This is a genomic window from Actinoplanes sp. NPDC049668 (genome assembly GCF_044465445.1).
Classification (GTDB): Bacteria; Actinomycetota; Actinomycetes; order Mycobacteriales; family Micromonosporaceae; genus Actinoplanes.
In genome coordinates this window covers 286174-307704 of sequence record NZ_JBITLR010000008.1, presented here as the reverse complement: position 1 = coordinate 307704, position 21531 = coordinate 286174, and the positions used below count along the sequence as shown (strand labels likewise).

Annotated in this window: 21 protein-coding genes; 5 read left to right on the top strand and 16 right to left on the bottom strand. The window is 71.3% G+C overall.

Annotated elements, in window-relative coordinates; translation table 11 throughout:
• Positions 1-3: 3 nt before the first annotated feature.
• Positions 4-384, bottom strand: coding sequence for a hypothetical protein (locus tag ACIBSW_RS32390; protein WP_354720048.1), 381 nt, complete (start codon positions 382-384; stop codon positions 4-6).
• Positions 385-476: 92 nt separating this feature from the next.
• Between ACIBSW_RS32390 and ACIBSW_RS32385 the strand changes: the two genes are divergently transcribed.
• The gene (locus ACIBSW_RS32385; RefSeq protein ID WP_354720050.1) at positions 477-1382 is read left to right on the top strand and encodes an LLM class flavin-dependent oxidoreductase; all 906 of its coding nucleotides are present in this window, start codon (positions 477-479) and stop codon (positions 1380-1382) included.
• A gap of 7 nt (positions 1383-1389) precedes the next feature.
• On the opposite strand, the gene ACIBSW_RS32380 is transcribed toward ACIBSW_RS32385, so the two are convergent.
• Positions 1390-2037 carry a GntR family transcriptional regulator gene (locus tag ACIBSW_RS32380; RefSeq protein ID WP_354720052.1) on the bottom strand — a complete coding sequence of 216 codons (648 nt, stop codon included), beginning with the start codon at positions 2035-2037 and terminating at the stop codon, positions 1390-1392.
• Positions 2038-2111: 74 nt separating this feature from the next.
• On the opposite strand from ACIBSW_RS32380, the gene ACIBSW_RS32375 reads away from it, so the two are divergent.
• Positions 2112-3413: a PQQ-binding-like beta-propeller repeat protein gene (locus ACIBSW_RS32375; protein ID WP_354720054.1), complete on the top strand. Its 1302-nt coding sequence runs from the start codon at positions 2112-2114 to the stop codon at positions 3411-3413.
• A 7-nt stretch (positions 3414-3420) separates the two neighbouring features.
• Here ACIBSW_RS32375 and ACIBSW_RS32370 read toward each other — a convergent pair whose 3' ends face one another.
• From ACIBSW_RS32370 to ACIBSW_RS32310, 13 genes are all read right to left on the bottom strand, one after another.
• On the bottom strand, positions 3421-4929 hold the full coding sequence (locus ACIBSW_RS32370; RefSeq protein ID WP_354720056.1) for an RICIN domain-containing protein: 1509 nt from the start codon (positions 4927-4929) through the stop codon (positions 3421-3423).
• Entirely contained in the window at positions 4926-5597 is a 672-nt protein-coding gene (locus ACIBSW_RS32365) for a prepilin-type N-terminal cleavage/methylation domain-containing protein (protein WP_354720058.1), read from the bottom strand. Before ACIBSW_RS32365 ends, ACIBSW_RS32370 begins: the two co-directional genes overlap by 4 nt.
• A complete protein-coding gene (locus tag ACIBSW_RS32360) occupies positions 5597-7378 on the bottom strand; it encodes a putative Ig domain-containing protein (RefSeq protein ID WP_354720060.1) in 1782 nt (593 codons plus the stop codon). The genes ACIBSW_RS32365 and ACIBSW_RS32360 overlap by 1 nt, the downstream gene beginning before the upstream one ends.
• Before the next feature lie 58 nt (positions 7379-7436).
• Complete coding sequence (locus ACIBSW_RS32355) at positions 7437-7664, bottom strand: hypothetical protein (protein ID WP_354720062.1); 228 nt, start codon at positions 7662-7664, stop codon at positions 7437-7439.
• A gap of 2 nt (positions 7665-7666) precedes the next feature.
• Positions 7667-8269 (bottom strand): type 4a pilus biogenesis protein PilO, encoded by a 603-nt coding sequence (gene pilO / locus ACIBSW_RS32350; RefSeq protein ID WP_354720064.1) that lies wholly within the window; start codon positions 8267-8269, stop codon positions 7667-7669.
• The gene (locus tag ACIBSW_RS32345; RefSeq protein ID WP_354720066.1) at positions 8269-8979 is read right to left on the bottom strand and encodes a PilN domain-containing protein; all 711 of its coding nucleotides are present in this window, start codon (positions 8977-8979) and stop codon (positions 8269-8271) included. The genes pilO and ACIBSW_RS32345 overlap by 1 nt, the downstream gene beginning before the upstream one ends.
• Positions 8979-10004, bottom strand: coding sequence for a type IV pilus assembly protein PilM (gene pilM / locus ACIBSW_RS32340; RefSeq protein WP_354720068.1), 1026 nt, complete (start codon positions 10002-10004; stop codon positions 8979-8981). The genes ACIBSW_RS32345 and pilM overlap by 1 nt, the downstream gene beginning before the upstream one ends.
• A 17-nt stretch (positions 10005-10021) precedes the next feature.
• Positions 10022-10807, bottom strand: a complete 786-nt coding sequence (locus tag ACIBSW_RS32335; RefSeq protein WP_354720070.1) for a prepilin peptidase — start codon at positions 10805-10807, stop codon at positions 10022-10024.
• 71 nt (positions 10808-10878) lie between these two features.
• Positions 10879-11367, bottom strand: coding sequence for a prepilin-type N-terminal cleavage/methylation domain-containing protein (locus ACIBSW_RS32330; protein WP_354720072.1), 489 nt, complete (start codon positions 11365-11367; stop codon positions 10879-10881).
• A gap of 98 nt (positions 11368-11465) precedes the next feature.
• On the bottom strand, positions 11466-12695 hold the full coding sequence (locus ACIBSW_RS32325) for a type II secretion system F family protein (protein ID WP_354720074.1): 1230 nt from the start codon (positions 12693-12695) through the stop codon (positions 11466-11468).
• 3 nt (positions 12696-12698) lie between these two features.
• On the bottom strand, positions 12699-13835 hold the full coding sequence (locus ACIBSW_RS32320) for a type IV pilus twitching motility protein PilT (protein WP_354720076.1): 1137 nt from the start codon (positions 13833-13835) through the stop codon (positions 12699-12701).
• A 127-nt stretch (positions 13836-13962) separates the two neighbouring features.
• Positions 13963-15645 (bottom strand): ATPase, T2SS/T4P/T4SS family, encoded by a 1683-nt coding sequence (locus ACIBSW_RS32315; RefSeq protein WP_354720078.1) that lies wholly within the window; start codon positions 15643-15645, stop codon positions 13963-13965.
• 21 nt (positions 15646-15666) lie between these two features.
• On the bottom strand, positions 15667-16650 hold the full coding sequence (locus tag ACIBSW_RS32310) for a GlxA family transcriptional regulator (protein ID WP_404799526.1): 984 nt from the start codon (positions 16648-16650) through the stop codon (positions 15667-15669).
• 56 nt (positions 16651-16706) lie between these two features.
• On the opposite strand from ACIBSW_RS32310, the gene ACIBSW_RS32305 reads away from it, so the two are divergent.
• Together ACIBSW_RS32305 and ACIBSW_RS32300 are read left to right on the top strand one after the other, a co-directional pair.
• Complete coding sequence (locus ACIBSW_RS32305) at positions 16707-18026, top strand: MFS transporter (RefSeq protein ID WP_354720160.1); 1320 nt, start codon at positions 16707-16709, stop codon at positions 18024-18026.
• Between the two features lie 98 nt (positions 18027-18124).
• Positions 18125-18655, top strand: coding sequence for a snapalysin family zinc-dependent metalloprotease (locus ACIBSW_RS32300; RefSeq protein WP_354720082.1), 531 nt, complete (start codon positions 18125-18127; stop codon positions 18653-18655).
• 34 nt (positions 18656-18689) lie between these two features.
• On the opposite strand, the gene ACIBSW_RS32295 is transcribed toward ACIBSW_RS32300, so the two are convergent.
• Positions 18690-18992 (bottom strand): STAS domain-containing protein, encoded by a 303-nt coding sequence (locus ACIBSW_RS32295; RefSeq protein ID WP_404799525.1) that lies wholly within the window; start codon positions 18990-18992, stop codon positions 18690-18692.
• A 117-nt stretch (positions 18993-19109) separates the two neighbouring features.
• Here ACIBSW_RS32295 and fxsT point away from each other — a divergent pair, with 117 nt between their 5' ends.
• Complete coding sequence (fxsT, locus tag ACIBSW_RS32290) at positions 19110-21530, top strand: FxSxx-COOH system tetratricopeptide repeat protein (protein ID WP_354720086.1); 2421 nt, start codon at positions 19110-19112, stop codon at positions 21528-21530.
• Position 21531 lies beyond the last annotated feature (1 nt).

Sequence of the window (21531 nt, the reverse complement as noted above, 5' to 3'; positions counted from 1 at the left end):
CGGTCAGCAGCGGCCGCGGCCGCGGGTCCGGTCCAGGGCCGCCAGTACCGCGTCCGCCGCCCGCGCCAGGATCATCGCCTCGACCGGGCCGGCGGGGCCGGGCCGCTCCAGCCACAGCGTCACGGTGCCCACCGCGATCGACATCCAGCACGCGTCCGGCGCCTCGGCGCGCCACTCCGTCCGGCCCGCGTGGGTCACCCGGATCCGGACCCGGCGGGCCGGGACCAGCAGCCGGGCGGGGCAGTCCGCCAGGATGGCCGCGCCGCGGATGATCGGCTGCAGCTCCGCCCGCCCACCCGCCAGGGAGTCGAAGTACGAGATCACCCGCAGCGCCGCGCCGGCGTCGGCGTCGATCGCGGCCAGTCGCAGGGCCAGGTCCTCCATGCTGCCGAGGCTAGTGAACGATCACGTACGCCGACAGCGAAACCGGGCCGCCGGGGTCAGCGCGCCGCGGTGCGGACGGCCAGAATCGCGAAATGGCCGACTTCGCGCTCCAGGCTCAGCCCACCTCCGCCGCCGACTGGCTGGACCTCGCCCGCCGCGCGGAGGAGGCCGGCTTCGACACGCTGCTCGCGGCGGACCATCCCGGCTCCTGCGCCGCGCCGTTCGTCGCGCTCGCCGCGGCCGCCGCCGTCACCACGCGCATCCGCCTCGGCTCGAATGTCTCGAACGCCGCCGTCCGCGAGCCCATCCTGTTGGCCGCGGACGTCGCCACCCTGGACGTGGTCTCCGGCGGCCGGGCGGTGCTGGGCCTCGGCGCCGGGCACACGCCCGCCGAGTGGGAGGCGATCGGCCGCAGCCGGCCGGACGTGCGCGGCCGGGTCGAGCGCTGCATCGCCGTCGCGGAGGCGACGATGGCCCTGCTGGCCGGCGACAAGGTCACCGTGGACACCCCGGTGCTCACCATGTCCGGTGCCGAGCTCGCGGCGCCGCGGCCGGTGCAGGAGCGGATTCCGCTGACCATCGGCACCGCGAACTCGCGGCTGCTGCGCTGGGCCGGCGAGCACGCGGACATCGTCGGCCTGACCGGCTTCGGCCGTACGCTGGCCGACGGGCATCGGCACGAGGCCCGCTGGCGGTTGTCCGACATCGACGCGCAGGTGGGGCTGGCGCGCGACGGCGGCGACGCGACCCTGGAGGCGCTGGTGCAGCAGGTCGAGATCACCGACGACGCGGGTGCCGCGCTCGCCGAGAACGCGGGCGAGCTCGGGATGACCGAGGCCGAGCTGCAGGCGGTGCCGTTCGTGCTGGTGGGCACCGCGGACGAGATCGTCGCGGCGGTGCGGGCGCATCGCGAGCGGTGGGGGATCACCCGCTACGTGGTACGCCGGCCGGGGCTCGAGGCGCTCGCCCCGCTGCTGCCGCGGCTGGCCGAGCTGTAGGGCCCGGTCAGTCGTCGAGGAGCACGCGCTCGACCTCGGCGCGATGGTCCACGAAGATCCGGCGGTAGCGTTCCAGCGCACCGGCCGTGTTGCCCGCGTCGAGCAGCTCCAGGATGTCGTCGTGGCCGGTGACCCAGGTCTGCCAGAGGCCGTCCTCCGAGCCCGCCAGGATGCGGGTCGTGCGGGCCACCACCAGGTCGAGCATCACCTGCAGCTCACGGTTGCCGCTCGCCTGGATCACGATGGTGCTGAAGTCCGCGCCGGCCTCGCCGGCCGCCAGCACGTTGCCCGTGCGCACGCACTCCGTGAACTCCTTCTGGCGCTGGCGCATCAGGTCGATGTGCGTCTCCGTCAGGTGGTGCACGCCCCACGCGAAGCCGGCGCAGGCCAGCACCTGCATCACGTCGATCAGCTCGAGCGCGTTCTGCTGGGTCACCCTCGTGACGTGCCGGGTGCGGTTCGGCGCGATGTCGATCAGGCCCTCGACCGACAGCTGGGCGATCGCCTCGCGCACGGGTGTGATGCTGACACCGAGGCGGCCGGCGAGCTCGGCGTCCTTGATCAAAGTCCCGGGAGGCAGCTCTCCGGTGACGATCTCGTTACGCAGCTGGCGGACGACCGCCGCCGTGCGGGTCGGCGGGACCGTGTAGGACATACCGGCAGCCTACCCACAGTGATGATCGGGTTCGAACCGTACCCTGCGCGGGCTTACCGGGGCATGCTTGGCACGTGGCTGACGCCGTACCTCTCATCGATCTCGATGTTGCGCCCCGCGCGCCGGCCGACGCCGAATCGCCGGGACCGCGCATCGCCGTGCCGCGGCCGGCCCTCCTGCTCGGTGTCCTGGTGGCGGCCCTGCTGACGCTAGCGGCGGCCACCGCGCCGCCGCCGGCCATGCGGCCGGTCCTGGCCGCCGGCGGCACCGCCGCGGCGGCCTTCACCCTCGGCCCGGACGCCCTTTACACGGCCGCGTTCGGCCAGAACCCGAACAGCGAGTCCGGGGTACGCCGGTACGCGCTCCCGGGCGGCGAGCAGGTGTGGGCGACGTCGCTGCCGCAGAATGTGCAGAACCTGGTGCTCGACGGTGGGATCCTGCTGGCCCGCTCCGGCGCCGAGCCGCGGGTGTCGTTCCTCGACGCGCGGGACGGCCGGGTCCTCTGGCGGCTGGACGCGCCGAACACGTCGGTGATCACCATGACCGGCGGCCGCGCGCTCCTGCGGGCGGACACCGAGGACGGGGGCACGGAGCTGCGGCTCGTCTCCGCCCGTACGGGTGCGACGGATTGGACCCGGATCATCGACGGCGTCGGCGAGATCCGCAACGACGACCTCTTCGAGGACGACCCGGACCGGATCGTTTTCGTCGGGGTCGACGGCCGCGTCACCACGCTGCGGTTCGCCGACGGGACCGTGCTCGGCGCGGGAGACCTGGGCGTTCGGCTGCCGATGGAGTTCACCGACGACTACCTCACCGGCTTCGTCGGAGTCACCGTCTCCGGCGACCGGCTGTACCTGTCGCGCGGCGACGACGGCCACGCCTCGCTGACGGCGTTCGGGCTGCCGGACCTGGCCGAGAGGTGGCGGACGGTGGACGGGCCGGCCGGGTGGGTGAACGACTGCGGGCCGGTGCTCTGCGTCTCCGACGGCGCCCGGCTCAGCGGCCTCGACCCGGCGGACGGGTCGGTGCGCTGGTCCGACCCGGCCTGGGGCGGCGCCTCGTCGCTGGGCGACGGGACGCTGCTCGCCTACGACCGGCAGGAGGAAGCCGGGTCGGCGATCCTCGACGCCCGCACCGGGGCGGTGCGGCGCGAGCTCGGCCATTCGATCGTGATCGGCGGCATGGAGCTGCGGGCGGACACCGAGATCCTCGGCCGGACCTGGGTCAACGTCGCGGACCCGGCCGCCGGCGACGGCGCGGTGCACACGGTCGGCGCGCTGGACACCGCCGCGCCGTACGGCTGCACGGCGCTGGCGGTGTACCTGGCGTGCCCGACGAGCGCCGGGCCGACGACGGTCTGGCGGATTCCCTGACCCCGGCCTACTTCTCCACGGTGTTGGTCAGGGTGTCCGGATCGGTGAGGTTCGCCGGAGCGTTCCACTTCTGCAGCAGGCTGCCGTCGCAGGCGGCGACCTTCGTCTTCGCCGTGCCGTCGCCGTGGGTGTCGGGGGTGTCCACCGTCAGGTCGGTCGGGGTGAGGCAGTTGCCCTCGAAGTCGACGACGGTGTAGCTGGTGGCGTAGGTGCCGGTGTCGCCGAGGATCTTCCACTTCATGTCGTTGTCCAGCGTGCCGCTCGTGGCGCAGGCCTTCACCGTCACGTACCTGTTCACGGCGGTGGACAGCGGGCTGCGCAGACAGACCCCGGGGCTGCTGGTGCCGGTCGTGCGGATCCGTCCCACGTCCGCACTGGTCTCGGAGGCGGACGGCTTCGGCATGGTCCATCGCTGGTTCCACGAGACGTCGCCGTTCGGCGCCTGCTTGCAGAACCACACGATCATGTACGACATGTTGACGTCGTGGTTGGTGACGTCGAGGCACCGGCTGAACTGCTTGAAGTTGATCAGCTGACCGGTGGCGGACTCGCCCGTCGGGGTCTTGGCCGCGGCCATACCCGCACCCACGGAGGCCTGCGGCCGGAACACCCGCTGGTCGGCGCCGCCGCCGCACGCGCCGATCACGAGCGAGCCGCCGGCCTTGCCGGGAGTGCTGAGGTTGAGGCAGAAGCTGTCGAGATCGACGCCGTTCGTGGTGCTGCGGAAGTTCGAGCTGTTGTCCAGGCTCCACTGCTGGCGCGCGGTCTTCAGGGCCTCGCACGGCTTGAACGTCACGAGGTCACCGGACTTGCGGGGGATCGGAGCGTCGAGGCACATCCCGTTCAGGGCTGTCGGGCTCTCCGAGTTGACCAGCTTGATGTAGAGGAATTCGGTGTACGCGAACCGCTGGTCGGTGCTGATGGTGTACACCAGCTTGCCCTTGCTGTCGAGCTTGCGCTCGCACTCCTCCATCTTGACGGCCGCACCCACGGCCGGCCTCCGGGTGCCGCCGGAGTCCATGCACAGGTACGGGCTCGTCGGCTGGTCGAGCCGGATGTTGCCGCCGCTGATGTTCTCGTTGGTCGTCTTGAAGGTGTACGTCGCGTTCAACGTACGGGTGTCCGAGGCGCCCGTACCGGTCACGGACAGTTGGGCCGTCACGGGTATGGCGTTCGGGGGACAGCCCAGGTCCGCGCCGGACGCACCGAAGTACCTGATGCTCACGGTGTACGGCGGGTTCGTGCCGGCCGGGCTGGCCATCTCGCACGGCGGCAGCTTCGTGTAGTCGCCCAGCGAGGTGCGGATCTGGCCGAGCGCCACGTCGATGCCGCTGCGGGCGGCGTCGAGCGCGCTGTTGCGGCTGGAGACCGTGGCGGTGCTGCCGGCCTGTAGGACGACGATGGGGACCATGACGGCGCTCAGCCCCATGACCACCGTCGTCAGGAGCATCGCCAGGGGCAGCGAGCCCCGGTCGTCGGTGTCGTGGCGCGGTCCCGGCCAGCGTAGGAACCTCATGGCGTCGGCCTTCCCTCACTACATCCGTTGCTCTGTGTGGCCTTCGCGGAATTCACCGCGGAGAAGGTCGTGTCCACCGTGGCGGTGTTGGTCCCGACGCGTGTCGTCAGCCTGAACCGAAGCCGCTGGAAGGCCGTCTTGAAGTCCTGGCCGGCGCTGGCGGTCGCGTACGGCATGGCACCGACGTTCTGGGTGTCGAACGGCGGATCCGTGCCCTCGACGAGATTCGAGGCGATCGTCGCCCACGCGCTGGTGGCAGGCTTCGGGCTGCCCGTCGGCCAGGTGCCCCGGGTCCACCGGATGAGCTGAAGGACCCCGGTGCCGTCCTGTCCGCCGGTCGGTTGCGCCGTCGTGTCCAGGCGCAACCGGTTGCAGCGGGTGGGGTCGGCCTCGGCGAACTCGACATACCAGGTGTGTGAGTCCACCTTCGCGGGTGTGCCGATCCAGGACGCGTAGCGCAGCTCCCGATCGAAGCGCTGGAACGCCACATGCAGCTGCGACTGGGCGACGGCCGAGTTCTCGATCCGGTTGTTCGCCCAGTAGACCTGGGCGATCGCCGTGGTGAAGACCACCATGACGATGGCCATGACGCTCATCGTGACCACCATTTCGATGAGCGTGAGGCCCTCATCGTCGCGCCGCGGCGCCGCCTCGACGTTCCGGCGCATCACTTCACCGTCCAGGTGAACATCAGCACGGAGGTCTTGCTCCCGTTCGTGACGGTGAACCGCACCGGGTAGGTGTCCCGCCGCGTCGGGCTGCCGGTCACCGTGCCGCTGACGGTCATCGACAGTCCGGGCGGCAGCCCGGTGGCGGTCCAGCGCGGCGAGGAGCTGAGCGCCATGTCGGTCTTGGCGGTCAGGTTCACCACGGCGCCGAGCACGGTGGTCTGGTCCGGCATGGACGGGCTCGGCGACGTCACCCGCGCGCCGCCGCAGCGCTTCATCAGCCAGACGACCTCGGTGGACGACTTCTTGCCGGCGCTGTCGGTGACGGTCATCGTGCTGACGTAGCGGGTACAGGAGGTGGGCCTGCCCGTTACCGCTCCGGTGGACGAGTTGATCGACAGTCCGGGCGGTAGGTCCTGCGCCGTCCAGGCGTAGGGCGTCTTGCCGCCCAGTGCGGTCATGGTGATGTTGACACTCGCGTTCAAGTTCACGGTCATCGGGTTCTTACGATTCGCCGTCAGCGCGGTTCCTGGTGGCGGAGTTCCGACGATCCAGACGAACGACGTCGACTCCGTCCTGCCGTTGGCGTCCGTGACGGTGACGGTGACGCTCTGCGCCGACGCCGTCGTGACGGTGCCCGTGATGACCCCGGTCGCCGGGTTGATCGTCAGCCCGGCCGGTAGGTCCAGGGCCTCCCAGGCGTAGGTTGTCCGGCCACCTGCCGCCAGGACGGCCCGATTCACGGTGTCGCCGACCTGGCTCGTCTGGTCGCCGGGGAAGGCGACCGCCAGCTGCGGGTAGACGGTGAGGGTGAGGGTGAAGGTGTCGGACTCGTCCGCGCTGTCGGTCACCTTCACCGGGATCGGGTAGGTGCCGGTCGCCGTCGGGACACCGGTGAACGCGCCGGACTCGGGCACGATCGCCAGGCCGGGAGGCATCTTGGCGGGATCGGCCGACCAGGTGAGCATCCCGGGCGCACCGCCCTTGCTCAGCATCTGCAGGTTCAGTTCGTCGTTCCCGTCCACCTCCTCGTCCACGTAGGCGAACGCGGTGCTGGGACCGAGGATCGTGGGCGGTGGCGTGTTGAGACTGAACACCGGGTCGGCGCCGATGCTGGCGAGCGTCGAGGCGACGTACATGCACTGGTTCGCGGCGGTGTCGTTGCAGCTGTTCGCCGTCCAGGTCACCGAGACCACGACCCGGATGTACTCCGCGTCGCCCGCGTTGGCGGTCTTCGCGCAGTCCTGCGCCGAACCGCCCGCGGACTTGCTCTGCCAGCACCTACCCACGAACCACTGCTGGTCATAGGACTGGCCGGACAGCGACACGCTGACGGGAACGGTGGGCAACGGCGCCCGCACTCCCAGCGGCGGGCTGGCCGCGGAATCCCAGGCCTCTACCATCGTGGCCAGCTCCAGGGCCAGCTTGGTGGGCTTGTCGTCCGGAGTCTTTCCCGCCTTGGCGAGGTCCGACTGTTGCCGGGTCTCCAGCTCGCTGCGCCCCTGCACCAACGACGCGGGTTTGATCGCGCGTACCCGCTCCACCGCGTCGTTGGCCACCTGCACGGCAGACTGCATCGAGCGCTGCTTGCCGACCACGACGACGGATTTCACCATGAACGGTGTGGCGGCGAGCATGACGGTGCTGATGATGGTGAGGGCGATCAGCACCTCCATGAGCGAGAAGCCTTCGTCGCCCGGGCAGGCCGGCGTCAGTCGAGACGACCGGGGCGCCTGGGGTGCCCCGGGCCGCGCGCTGGCGCGGTCCTGGCCGGCTGACATGCTTCTCCGTCCTGTGGTGGCATCGGCGTCGCGTGGCGATCCCGATTTCTCGTGCGACTTATCGGCCGCGCCGGGCCGAACCTGAGTTGGATCTCGGATCGACCTCCACCAGCAGCCGCCGGTCGACGCCGGCCTCGTCGAGGATGCGTTCCACCGCGGCGATGGACAGCCAGTCGATGACGTCCTCGCCGTGCACGATCCGGTACCACCGGGTCTGCCGGCGGCGTACCACCTCGACCCGCCAGGCGCCGTCGGGTGTCTGCATGCCGCCCTCGACGTCAACCACGCTCAGTCCGAGGTGACGACCGGCGCTCCGGCGCCGGGCGGCGGCGCCACGAACGCCTTGACCGTGAGGCTGAGGCTCATCGGCCGCCCGTTGCCCATCTCCTCGCCGCCCTCGCTGCTCAGGTCGGCGGTCTCGATCAGCACCGCCCGCTTCTGCGCGGAACCCTGCAACCGTTGGAGGAAGGCGCCGAGCCGGGAGGCGGTCCCCTCGGCGGTGAGCTGGATCGGCAGTGCCCAGACCCCGGGCGCGGACTCCTCCGCCTCGGGCTGGCCGACGGTGATGCCGCTGACGTCGACGTCGACCACGTTGCCGGACGCCTGCAGCTGGCGCAGGAACGCCGGAACGCCGGAGTCCGGAGGCAGCGCGGTGGCGAGAGCCTTGTACTCCTTGGTCAGCTCGTTGATCCCGGCCTGATCGGCCGCCAGTTTGGCGTTCTGCTTGCGCAGCTTGGCGGCCTGGGTGACGTACGCGTCGGTCTGCTCCTCGAGGTCAGCCGCCTCGGTGTGCTGCGGGTTGACCAGCAGCAGCCAGGTGAGGACGACGAGCAGGGCGACGATGGCTACGCCGGCGATCACCCACAGCCGCTCCGCGTGGCGGGTACCCATCAGTTGCCTCCCTTGCACTCGGTGGTGAACCGGCCGCAGAGTGCCGCCTGCGTGATGTCGGCGGTGAGGCTGAACGAGACACGGTCGTCGTCGTTCTCCTCCTTCGTCACGCTGGTGACGTAGGGGTTCGCCAGCACCGTCTCCTTCGCGAGGGCGTCGACGTATGCGGCGACCGCGCGCTTGTCCGGTCCGGTTCCGGTCACGATCAGGGAGCCGACCAGGGGCTCGGTGCTGGTGCCGGGCAGCGGGTTGGCCTTGGCCGAGCCGCTGCCGTCGGCCGTGTTGAGCCGGCCGTTCACGCCTTCGACCTCGACGCCCGACCGGATGCCGGTCTGGCGCACCCGGTCAAGCAACGCGTCCCAGTCGAGGTCGTTCGCCATCACGGACTCGAGCTGGCCGTTGAGCGTGGCGATCCCGTCCTGTATCCGGACGGTCTCGGAGTACTCGGCCTGTTCGCGCTGCAGGTCCGCGACCGTGACGCTGGCGGCCTCAAGATCCTTCTCGGAGGCCTGCGTCTGCTGGTATGCCGCGGTGAACCAGGCGGCGCAGAGCCCGGCGACGAGGAGGACCACGACGGCGACCCAGAGCCCGGCGCGGCGGGCCCGCCGCGCGGCGGTGATCTCCTCGGGCAGCAGACTCGCCGAGATCGTCAGGATCCGGTTGACCCGCTGCGGGGACACGGCCGGGTCGATCGGCAGCAGGGTGGTCATCAGGCCGCCGCTCCCAGGGTCAGGCCGACCGAAACCGCTGCCGACGGCACGAAACTGTCGAATCCGCGCTGGCGGGCCTCGCGCGTGTCGCGCAGGCGGCCGGCGGCGTCGGCGTACATGACCTGGACGCCGAGTTGCTTCTGGATGTGGTCGGCCAGGCCGGGCATCAGGGCGGTGCCGCCGCAGAGCGACACCCGGGTGACCTGCTTCTGCCGCTCGCCGGACGCGAGGTAGGTGAACGAGCTGCGCAGCTCGTTGATCAGCGGGCGGATCGCGTCGGCGACCGCGACCGCGGTGTCCGGCCGGTCGTCGCCGTGCAGGCCGAAGCGGCACTTGAGCGCCTCGGCCTCGGGCGTGGGGATGCCGAGCCGGGTGGCGATGCTCTCGGTGACCTCGGTACCGCCGCGCGGCACGGTACGCACGATCAGCGGCTCGCCGTCGGCGTGCACGACCACGCTGGTGACCTCGGCACCGATGTCAACGATGGCCTCGACCTGTGCGTCCAGCCGGGAGGCGGCGCGGAGCATCGCGAACGAGGCCAGGTCGACGTCGACGACGTGCAGGCCGGCCTTGTGCACCGCCTGCACCAGCGCCAGCACGGCGTCCTTGGGCATGGCGATGAGCAGGCCGCGCACGGTCGGGTTGTCACCCGGCTCCTCGAGCGGGCGAAAGTCCAGCAGCGAGCGTTCGACCGCCAGCGGCAGCATGTCGCGCACCTGGAACGGCAGCGACTTGCGCATCTCCTTGGCCGGCAGGTTGGAGACGGAGACCTCGCGGACCACCAGCTGCGGGTTGGTGACGCCGAGCACGACCCGCTTGGTGTTGAACTTGCAGGCGGCCCAGAGCTGCTTGAGCGCGGAGGTGAGCGCGATCGGGTCCTCGAGGATGCCGCCCTGGACCGTGCCGTGCGGGAGGGGCACCTGGCCGAAGTTGGTCAACGAGTACTCGTCCTTCGAGCGGCGGACCTCCACGGCACGTATGGACGACGAGCCGATGTCCAGCCCGATCGGATTGACGCCAGCCATCGGTTTCCTTCCTTGGCTTAGGCGGTGGGGATGAGCAGGGACGTGTACCAGTTGGTGATCGGCGCCGCGGCGAAGACCGCCAGGAACGCGCCGGCGAGCATGTACGGGCCGAACGGGATGCGGCTCTTGCGTCCGGCCAGCCGGGTCGCCATCAGCACGACGCCGACGAGGCCACCGAGCAGGAACGCCGCGAACGCGCCGACGGCCACCGGGCCCCAGCCGAGCCAGCCCAGGTAGAAGCCGAGCAGCGGGGCGAGCTTGACGTCGCCGCCGCCCATTCCGCCGAAGTGGGCGAGCCCGCGGTAGAGGATCCAGAGCAGCGCTGCCGCGGCAAGCCCTCGCACGATCGGGGCGAGGCCGTCGCCGAGCAGCGCGGCCGGCACCAGCAGGGCCAGTGCGACCAGGTAGGACGGCAGCACGATGGCGTTCGGCAGCCGCATCACGTCGAGGTCGATGAGGGCGAGCGCGATCGCGATGGCGGCGAGGTAGAGGTAGGCCGGCAGCGCCCAGGAGGGGCCGAACTTCGCCGCTACGGCCACGAAGAGCGCGGCGGTGCCGGCCTCGACCAGGGGGTAGCGGACGCTGATCGGGGCGCGGCAGTCGGCGCAGCGGCCGCGCAGCAGCAGCCAGCCGAGTACCGGCAGGTTGTGCCGGTTACGGACCGCGGCGCCACACTGCGGGCAGTGCGATCCGGGCCGGACCAGGGACTCGTCCCGGGGGACCCGGTGGATCACCACGTTCAGGAAGGAACCCACCGCAAGGCCGAGCAGGGCCACGATGCTGAGCAGCATGGGCTGAGACACGGCGTCCTCCTCGGTGGTGGGAATGGGTGGCGTCACCGGCCGGTGACGCCACCCGTGGCGCTGTTACCCGATCAGCAGGTGGTGGGGTTCATGGTGCCGGTGCCTTCCTTGACCGAACCGCCGGCCGAGCTGTCGTACAGGTACCACTTGTTGCTGCCGCCATCGTTGATCGCGCAGAGCTTGTAGGTCTTGCCGCCGGCGACTGCGACGTAGGCCAGGTGGGTCTTGTCCGACAGGGTGATCGTGGCGTCGGTACCGGCGGCGCTGGCCTTCGGAAGCGTCAGCGTCGACGTCGCGGCGGAGCCGGACTTGTTGTCCTGTTCCTTGCTCGGGGTCGGGTACGTGTTGCCGTTGTTGGTGTAGTACTGCTCCACCGCGCTGACCGCGCCGCGCACGTCGGACTGGGCCGACTTGTCGGCCGCGCCCTGGCGGTAGTTCAGGTAGACCGGCACGGCGATGGCGACCAGCACGCCGATGATGACCACGACCACCAGAAGCTCGATGAGGGTGAAGCCCTCGTCCTGCTTCTTGGCACGCAGCCGGGCGATGATGTCCTGCATTGGGGATGCCTCCAGTAGGCGTCAGGGGTGGGGCGTATCGGTGGGGCTGTTCGGGCTCGGGCGCCCGACGTCGACCGGAGACCGGTCACTCCAGGGGGTCAGCCCTGGATGTTCTGATAGATGGTGAACATCGGTAGGTACAGACAGATCACCATTCCGCCGACCACGGTGCCCATGACGAGAACCATGATCGGTTCGATCGATGCAGTTAGTGAGTCGGCCGCGCTGTCGACCTCTCGGTCATAGAAATCGGCAACCTTGTCGAGCATCTGACTGATCTGACCGCTTTCTTCCCCGACCTCGATCATCTGCGTGACCATCTCGGGGAAGACCTTGTGGTGGCGCAGCGCCGAGGACATCGTCTGACCGTCGCGTACGGCGGACTGGACATCGCGCATGGCGATGTTGATGACCTCGTTGCCGGTGGTCTCGCCGACCACGGACAGTGCCTGCATGACGGGCACGCCGACGTTGAGCAGCAGGCCGAGGTTGCGCGAGAACCGGCTCATCGCGAGCTTGCGGAACAGCGACCCGAAGACCGGCAACCGGAGCTTCAGCCGGTCGACCTTGAGCCGGAAGTCCTCGCTCTCCCGGGACTTGCGCTTGTAGAGGATCGACCCGCCGATGCCGAGTCCCACCACGAGCGGACCGATCCACCACATGTTGTGGCTCGTGTCGACCAGGAACTGGGTGATCGCCGGCAGCTCGCCGCCCAGGTTCTTGAACATCTGTTCGAACACCGGGACGATGAAGATCAGCACGGCCGCGATCAGCACGAACGTGAAGGCGAGCACGATCGCGGGGTAGGTCAGCGCGCTCTTGATCTTGCCGCGGAGCGCGGTGTCCTTCTCCAGGCTCTCCGCGACCTGCTCGAGGGCGCGGTCGATCATGCCGCCGGTCTCGCCGGCGCGGATCATCGCGACCATCAGGCGCGGGAAGATCCGGTCGTGCTTGCCCATGGCGGCCGAGAGCGACACGCCGCCCGCGACGTCCGAGCTGATCTCGCCGACCGCCCGCTTGAGCGCCGGCGCCGAGGACTGCTCCTCGAGGATCGCCAGCGACCGCAGCAGCGACATGCCCGAGGAGGTCATGGTGGCGAACTGTCGGGAGAAGACCGCGAGGTCCTTGAGCTTGACCCGGTTGCCCAGGCCGGGAATCTTGATGTCCGCGTTGAGTCCGACGCCGGCCGCGCTCAGCTCAAGCGGCACCTCGCCGCGCTGCCGAAGCAGCTGCGTCGCCGCGGCCTCGTTCGCGGCATCCACCTTGCCCTTGGTCTTGCGACCGTGCGAGTCGATGCTGCTGTAGCTGAACGTCTTGGTGGCCGGCATACGTCACATCCGTCCGATCAGCCGCTTGAGCTCTTCCGCGGAGTGGCAGATCTCGAGGGCGGCGTTCATCGTGACCAGGCCCTCGCGGACGCGGTCCGCGAGGTGCTGGTCGAAGGCGAGCATGCCGTCGTTGCCGCCGGCCTGCATGAACGACGGGATCTGGTGCGACTTGCCCTCGCGGATCAGGCTCCGGATGGCTGGCGTCGCGGTGAGGATCTCGCAGACCACCGTTCTGCCCTTACCATCGGCGCGCGGCGCCAGCGCCTGAGTGACGACGCCCTGGAGGCTCGCCGCCAGCTGCGCGCGGATCTGGAGTTGCTGGTGTGGCGGGAAGATGTCGATGACGCGGTCGATGGTCTGGGTCGCGCTCTGCGTGTGCAGGGTCGCCAGCACCAGGTGACCGGTCTCGGCGGCGGTCAGCGCCGTCGCTGTCGTCTCGAGGTCGCGGAGCTCGCCGACGAGGATGATGTCGGGGTCCTGGCGCAGCGCGTGCTTGAGCGCCTGCGGGAAGGTCTCCGTGTCGGAGCCGACCTCACGCTGGTTGACCAGGCTGCGCTTGTGCGGGTGCAGGAACTCGATCGGGTCCTCGATGGTGATGATGTGCGCCGAGCGGCTGCGGTTCGCCAGGTCGAGCACCGAGGCGAGGGTGGTCGTCTTGCCGGATCCGGTCGGGCCGGTCACCAGCACCAGGCCGCGCGGCAGGTGTGCGAAGCGGGCGACGGACTCGGGCATGCCCAGCTCGTCCAGCGGTTTGATCTTGTGGGGGATGGCCCGGAAGACGGCGCCGCACGAGTTGCGCTGGATGTAGAGGTTCCCGCGGAACCGGGAGACGCCGACGATGCTGTGCGCGAAGTCCATCTCCTGGACGCGCTGGAACGTCTCCCACTGCTCCGCCGAGACGGCCGCGCGGGCCAGCAGGGCGGTGTCGGCGGAGTTGAGCTTGCCGTAGCCGGGCAGCGGGGTCAGGCTGCCGTCGACCCGGATCATCGGCGGGGAGCCGACGGTCAGGTGCAGGTCGGAGCCGCGGGATTCGACGAGGCTGATCAGCATCTGGTCCAGTACCGCCAGATCACCCCCGCCGGGCGCGGCCGGGTCAACCGGCCCCGCCTGATGCGGGATCTCGTGGTCGAGCGTGTACATGGGCTGCACCGGCAATCTGGTCGTGAAAACTGAATGCCCTTCTCATTCGGCATGCCGCAGAGATGGTTTAGGGTCTTTTTCACGAAAAATGCGCGAGCTTCCGCACGGTGGCGTACTCTCCGCCGGCTCAGATTGCGACGCGGGAGACCTCCCGGATCGACGTGAGGCCGCCGGCCGCCTTGGCCAGGCCGTCCGAGCGCAGCTCGTACATGCCCTGGTCGAGGGCGACCTCGCGGATCTCGTTGGAGGAGGCCCGGCGGATGGTCAGCGACTCGATCTCGGGCGAGATCGGCATGACCTCGTGCAGCGCGAGCCGCCCGCGGTAGCCGGTGTTCGCGCAGTTGCGGCAGCCGACCGGCCGGTAGAGCGCCTCCGGGATCCGGAGGTCCTGCAGCGGCCAGCGGGCGCCCTCCAGCTCCTCCTCGGTCGGCAGGTACGCCTCCTTGCACCAGTCGCAGAGCCGGCGGGCGAGCCGCTGTGCCAGCACGCAGTCCAGCGACGAGCCGACCAGGAACGGCTCGATGCCCATCTCGGTGAGCCGGGTGACCGCGCCGGGCGCGTCGTTGGTGTGCAGGGTGGAGAGCACGAGGTGGCCGGTCAGCGAGGCCTCGGTGGCGATCTGCGCCGTGTTGCTGTCCCGGATCTCGCCGATCAGTACGACGTCGGGGTCGGAGCGCAGGATGGCCGGCAGCACCGCGGCGAAGGTCAGGCCGGCCTTGGCGTTCACCTGGACCTGGTTGATGCCGCGCAGCCGGTACTCGACCGGGTCCTCGACCGTGATGACGTTGATCTCGGGCTTGCTGATCCGGCCCAGCGTCGCGTACAGGGTGGTGGACTTGCCGGAGCCGGTGGGACCGGTGACCAGGACCATGCCGTGCGGCTTGCTGAACGACTCCGCGAAGCGGTTCAGGTTGTGCTGGGTGAAGCCCAGCTTGGTCATGTCGAGGTCGATGCCGCCGGTGTCGAGCACCCGCAGGACGATCTTCTCGCCCCACACGGTCGGCAGGGTCGCGGTACGCAGGTCGACCTGACGGTCCCGGATCAGGACCGTGATGCGGCCGTTCTGCGGCACCCGCTTCTCGGTGATGTCGACGCCCGACATGATCTTCAGGCGCGAGGTCAGCGCCGCCATGCCGCCGCGCGGCACGGTGTCGAGCTCGTGCAGGACGCCGTCGATGCGGTAGCGCACCCGCATCTCGTCCTCGCCCGGCTCCAGGTGCAGGTCGGAGGCGCGGTTCTGGATCGCCTGCTCGATCAGGTTGTTGACGTAGCGCACGATCGGCGCGTCGTCGACGCTGGTCGCCTGCGCGGCCATGGGCTGGTCGTCGAGCGACTGGTCGGCCATGTCGCCGAGGTCGCTGTCCTCGCGCTGCAGCCGCTCGATGATCCGGCGGACCTCGCTGCGGGCGACCACCACCGGGCGGATCGTCATGCCGGTGGAGGCGCGGACGTCGTCGAGCGCCACCACGTCGCCGGGGTCGGTGACGCCGACCACGAGTTCGCCGTCGGCCATCGACAGGCCGAGCACGCGGTGGCGCAGCACGACGGCGAGCGGGATGCGCTTGAGCGCGGCCGGTTCGGGGGTGTAGCCGACCAGGTCGAGGGTGTTGATGCCGAACGCGGCCGCGGCCGCCTCGGTCAGCTGCTCCTCGGTGACGACCTGGTCGTTGATCAGGACCGCGCGCACCGACCGGCCGCTGCGCTGCGCCTCGTCGGCCGCGGCGTCCACCGCGGCCGGGTCGATGCCGATCTGCTTGAGGGCGTCAAGCAGTGGGCGGAAGGTCTGGTCCACGTTCGTCCCATCGGACACTTACCGCGTTATCTGAGGCGGCTACGTCTGACGGAATGTCCGGCGGTAGGCCGTCGGCGGCACCCCGATCGTGGCCTGCAGGTGCTGCCGTAGCGCCGTGGCGCTGCCCAGCCCGGAGCGCCGGGCGACCAGATCGACGCTCAGGTCGGTCGACTCGAGCAGCAGCCGGGCGTGCGCGACCCGCTGCCGCAGCAGCCACTTCTGCGGGCTCAGCCCGGTCTCGTCGCGGAACCGGCGGGTGAACGTGCGCACGCTCATCCGGGCGTGGCCGGCCATCTCCTCCAGGCTCACCGGCTCGGCCAGCCGGCGCAGCGCCCAGGCCCGGGTCGGCTCGGTGCCGCCGCCGGGCGCCGCCGGCACCGGCTGCTCGATGTACTGCGCCTGCCCGCCGTCGCGCCACGGCGGCACCACGCAGCGGCGGGCGGCCTGATTGGCCACCGCGGTGCCGTGGTCGTTGCGCACGACGTGCAGGCACAGGTCGACGCCGGCGCCGACGCCCGCCGAGGTGAGCACGTCGCCGTCGTCGTGGAACAGCACGTCGAAGTCCCAGTCGACCCGGGGATAGAGGCGGCGCAGGCGCCGGGCCCAGGCCCAGTGGCTGGCCGCGGTGCGCCCGTCGAGCAGGCCGGCCGCGGCGAGCACCGAGGCGCCGGTGCAGATCGAGATGATCCGGGCGCCGCGCGCGTGCGCGGCGCGCAGCGCGGCGGTCACCTCCGGGTCGACCTGGCCGGTCGTCAGCACCGGGCCGCCGCTCACGCCCGGCACCAGGACGGTGTCGGCCGTGGCGAGCGGCGTGAGGTCGTGGTCCGGCACGACCTGGAAGCCGCCACGCTCGGGGCGCACCGCCCGGCCGCCCGGCGCGCAGGTGGTGACCGAGTAGAAGGGCCGGTCGCCGGGGTCCCGGGCGGCGCCGAAGACCTGCGGCGGCACGCCGAGGTCGAAGCCGACCACGCCGTCGAGGGCCACCATCGCGATCGCATGGGTCATGGCCTGATTCTTGCGCATCATGGCTCTCCGGCCACTCGTCGGACCGGCTCGCGTTCCGCAGAATTGGTCTGGTGATCACTCGCCGCCCGCACCCCGCCTGGTACGTCGCCGCCGTCGCCTTCGTCGCCCTGGTCGGCGCGGCCGGCTTCCGCGCCACGCCGTCGGTGCTGCTCCGGCCCCTGCACGAGGAGTTCGGCTGGTCGCTGGGGACCATCTCCGCGGCCGTCTCCGTCAACCTGCTCCTGTACGGCCTCACCGCCCCGTTCGCGGCGGCGCTGATGGAGAAGTTCGGGATGCGCCGGGTGGTGGCCGCCGCGCTGGTGCTCGTCTCGGCGGGTAGCGGCCTCACGGTCTTCATGACGCAGAGCTGGCAGCTGGTCCTCTGCTGGGGCGTGCTCGTCGGCCTCGGCACCGGCTCGATGGCGCTCGCCTTCGTCGCGGTCGTGGCGAACCGCTGGTTCGTGGCCCGGCGCGGGCTGGTCGTCGGCGTGCTGACCGCCGGCGGCGCCGCCGGCCAGCTCGTCTTCCTGCCGGTGCTGGCCCGGCTGACCGGCGAGTTCGGCTGGCGGGCCGCGGCGCTGACGGTGGCGGCCGCGGCGTTGAGCGTCGTGCCCCTGGTCTGGTGGCGGCTGCGCGACCGGCCCGCCGACCTCGGCGTGACCGCGTACGGTGCCGGGCCCGGCGACCCGGCCCCGGCGCCGGTGGCGCCCGGCGGCGCGGCCCGAGCGGCGCTGCGCGCGCTCGGCCAGGCCGCGCGGACCCGGCCGTTCTGGCTGCTCGCGGGCGGGTTCGCGATCTGCGGCGCGACCACCAACGGGCTCGTCGGCACCCACTTCATCCCGGCCGCGCACGACCACGGCATGACCGAGACGACCGCGGCCGGCCTGCTGGCCCTGGTCGGCCTCTTCGACATCGTGGGGACGATCGCCTCGGGCTGGCTCACCGACCGGGTCGACAGCCGCTGGCTGCTGGGCGGCTACTACGCGCTGCGCGGGCTGTCCCTGCTGGTGCTGCCGTCGCTGTTCGCCGCGACCGCGCACCCGAGCATGGTCGTCTTCATCCTCTTCTACGGCCTGGACTGGGTCGCGACGGTGCCGCCGACCGTCGCGCTCTGCCGCGAGTACTTCGGCGCGAGCGGCGCGGTCGTCTTCGGCTGGGTCTTCGCGTCACATCAGTTCGGCGCGGCCCTCGCGGCGACCGCGGCGGGGCTGGTCCGCGACCGGCTCGGCGACTACGACGCGGCCTGGTACGCCGCCGGCGCCCTCGCGCTGGGTGCGTCGCTGCTCTCGCTGATGCTGCTGGCGGGCCGGCGCCGCGGCGACGTCGGCCCGGCCGGCCCCGGCATCGGCGTGGCCTACCCGGCGGCGCCCGCCGCGCCGGCGGCCATCACATGACGATGAGGCCGCAACCGGTATGACCTAGCTGCATCGATAATCGTCTCTCAATGGCTACGGTGTGGACACCCGTCCCACCACCCCCAGGGAGGTCATCGATGCTGCGTAAGAGACTGTCCGCCGCGCTGGTAGCCGTCGCGATGCTGATCGGCCTACAGGTCGCCACGGCCGCGCCGGCCGCGGCGGCGGCCCGGATCCTGTACTACGACGCCAGTCAGGCACAGGAGTTCGTGGCGGTCGTCCACCAGGGCGCACAGATCTGGAACAGCAAGGTCACGAACGTCCAGCTCCAGCCGGTCCCGGCGGGCCGGACCCCGAACATCCGGGTGTACGCGGACAACGGCTGGCCGCGTACCTACTCGACGTCGCTCGGCAACGGGCGCTGGTACATGGGCCGGGAGGCCGTGAACGACGGCTACTACACCCCGAGGATCGCGGCGCACGAGTTCGGCCACATCCTCGGCCTCCCGGACCGCCGTACGGGCCTGTGTGCCGACCTGATGTCGGGCAGCAGCGCGCCGGTCGCCTGCAAGAACGCCAACCCGAACGCCACCGAGGCGGCGACGGTCAACAACCTCTTCCGCTCGGCGGCGGCGGTACCGGCCCGCGAGTACGTCTGGGCCGGCTGACGGCACACCCCCGGCCGGGCACCGGGCGCGCGGTTCACTCGCTGAGCTCGACGACCTCGAGCAGGCCGCTCAGCACGAGGATCTGGCGCACCGCGGGGCTCGGCCGGGCGAGCCGGAAGCCGATACCGGCGTCCCGGGCCCGCTGGAAGCCGAAGGTCAGCGCCCCCAGCCCGGTCGAGTCGATGAAGGACAGTCCGGACAGGTCGACCACGATGGTTCGCGGCCGGCTCTCGAGAGCCTCCTCCAGCGAGACGCGGACCTTTCCCACGTTGAGGACGTCCACCTCGCCGCGCAGGGCGACCGTCACCACGTCGTCCTCGCGCTCGAGACTCGTCACAGGTTCCTCGGACACCGGTGCCTTTCCGATCGGCTTTAGCTTCCGCTGTGGTGGCGGTTCCACGTACGGTAGTCGGGACCACGACAGTAGACGGCCGAGTCACCTGGGGAGGGCGGCGTGCCGATCCAGGGTGGCCTGCCGCCGCGCAATCCGCATTTCGTAGGTCGTGAAAGGCTCCTCGTCGAGGTGCGCAACTCGCTCGGCGACGGCCCGGTGGCCCTGCTGCCTGCGGAGGGACACGAGATCGGCGGCAGCGGGCGCACCCAGCTCGCCGTCGAGTACGTCTACCGGTACGCCGACGACTACGACCTGGTCTGGTGGATTCCCGCCGAGCAGACGGCCGGCATGCGCGCCGCCCTCGTCGGCCTGGCCCAGGAGCTGAAACTGCCCGAGGCCCGGGACCTCGAGTCGACGCTGCTCGCGGTGCGCGACGCCCTGAGCCGCGGCGAGCCGCACCGCAACTGGCTGATCGTCTTCGCCAACGCGAACCGGCCCGAGGACATCCGGCCCTACCTGCCGGACGGCGCCGGGCACGTGCTGGTCACCTCCCGCAACCCCCGGTGGTCGGCCGAGGTCGCGCAGGCGGTCCCGGTCGCGGCCTTCGACCGTACGGACAGTGTGGACCTGCTGCGGCTGCGCGGCCCCGAGCTGTCGACCGACGACGCGGAGCTGCTGGCCGAGCGGCTCGCCGACGTGCCGATGGCGCTCGACCAGGCGGCCGCGGTGCGCAGGGCGACGGGCTGGAGCGCCGCGGAGTATCTGCGCCGCCATGCCGAGCGCTCCGAGGAGCTGGCCTTCCCGACGCCGATCCGGGTGGCGTGGGGGCTGTCCGCGGACGCCCTGTCCGAGGCGTCGCCGGCCGCGTACGAGCTGCTCGAGCTCTGCGCGTTCCTGGCCAGCGCCCCGGTGTCGTGGGAGCTGCTCTGGGCCGCCCGGGGCCGGGTCTCGGCCGAGCTGGACCGCACGGTCCGCATCGAGCGGCGGCTCAAGGCCGCGCTGCGCCTGATCGGCCGGTACGGGCTCGCCGACCTCGATCCGCCCGGCGAGAGCGTGCTCGTGCATCCGCTGGTCCGCGGCATGGTCGGCCAGCAGCTCAGCTCGGAGCGGCACGCCGCGCTGCAGCGTTCGGTGCGCGCGATGCTGGCCGCGGCCGACCCCGGCGACCCGGACAACCCGGCGCACTGGCCGCGGTACTCGGCGATCGTCGCGCACCTGGTCCACGCGGACGTGCTCGGCGGAGAGGCCGAGGAGATCCGCCAGCTGGTGATCAACTGCATCCGGTACCTGTACGCGCGGGGCGACTGGGACTCCAGCCGGGAGCTGGCGGCCCAGGCGGTGGCCCGCTGGCGCGACGACCTCGGCGAGGTCGACGAGCAGACGCTGCTGGCCTCGTTCCACCTGGCCAACGCCCTGCGTTCGGTCGGGCGCACGGCGGAGGCCCGGGACCTGAACGCGCGGACGCTGCGCTCGCAGCGCGAGGTGCTCGGCGCGGACGACGAGACCACCCTCGCGACGGCGAACAGTGTCGGCGCCGACCTGCGGATGCAGGGTCACTTCGGCCAGGCCCGCCAGCTCGACGCGGACAACCTGGTGCGCTACCGCCGCCTGTTCGGCGAGAGCTTCCCGACGGCGCTGCGCTGCGCCAACAATCTCGCGGTCGACCTGCGGCTGCTCGGCGACTTCCGGGGCGCGCGGGCGCTGGACGAGCAGGTGCTGCGGCACCGTCAGATGATCTTCGTGGAGGGGCATCCGGAGACGCTGTCCTCGCGGGCCGGGCTGGCGTTCGACCTGGTCGGCCTGGGCGACTACGCCGGCGCGACCGAGGTGCTGAACGGCGGGCACGCCGAGGCACTCGGCCCCGGGCACCCGATGGCGCTCTGGGCCGGCCGGTTCGCGGCGATCGCGGCCCGGCGCTGCGGCCTGCCGCAGGCCCGTGAGCTCGCCGAGGCCAACGTCGAGCTGTTCCGGCAGCGGTTCGGCGACCAGAACGTCGAGACGCTCGGCGCGGTGGTGTCGCTGGCCAACTGCGCCTGGGCGAACGGCGACCTCGACGGGGCGCACCGGCTGCTGGAGCGCGCGGTCGCCGACTACCGGACGGTGCTCGGCGCCGAGCACCCGTTCACGCTGGCCGCGGCGACCAACCTGGCCGGCGTCGTGCGTGCCACCGGCCGGTTCGAGCAGGCACGCGCGATGGACTCGGAGGCGCTCGGCGGGCTGCGGCGCAGTGTCGGCGCGGACCACCCGTTCACGCTGAGCTGCGCCAACGGGATGGCGGCCGACCTGGTCGCGACCGGCGAGGCGCAGCGGGCCCGGGAGATCGCGGTCGACACGCTCGCGCGCTCCCGCGTGCAGCGCGGCGCGGAGCATCCGCACACGCTGGCGTGTGCGTTCAACGTCTCGCTCGACTCCGGCGACGAGCTGTCGACCCAGCTCGCGATCGACGAGCTGCAGAAGTACTGCGGCGACAGCCACCCGCTGCTGACCCGCGCGCTGGCGGGCGTGCGCCTCGAGACGGAGATCGAGCCGCCGCCGCTGTAAC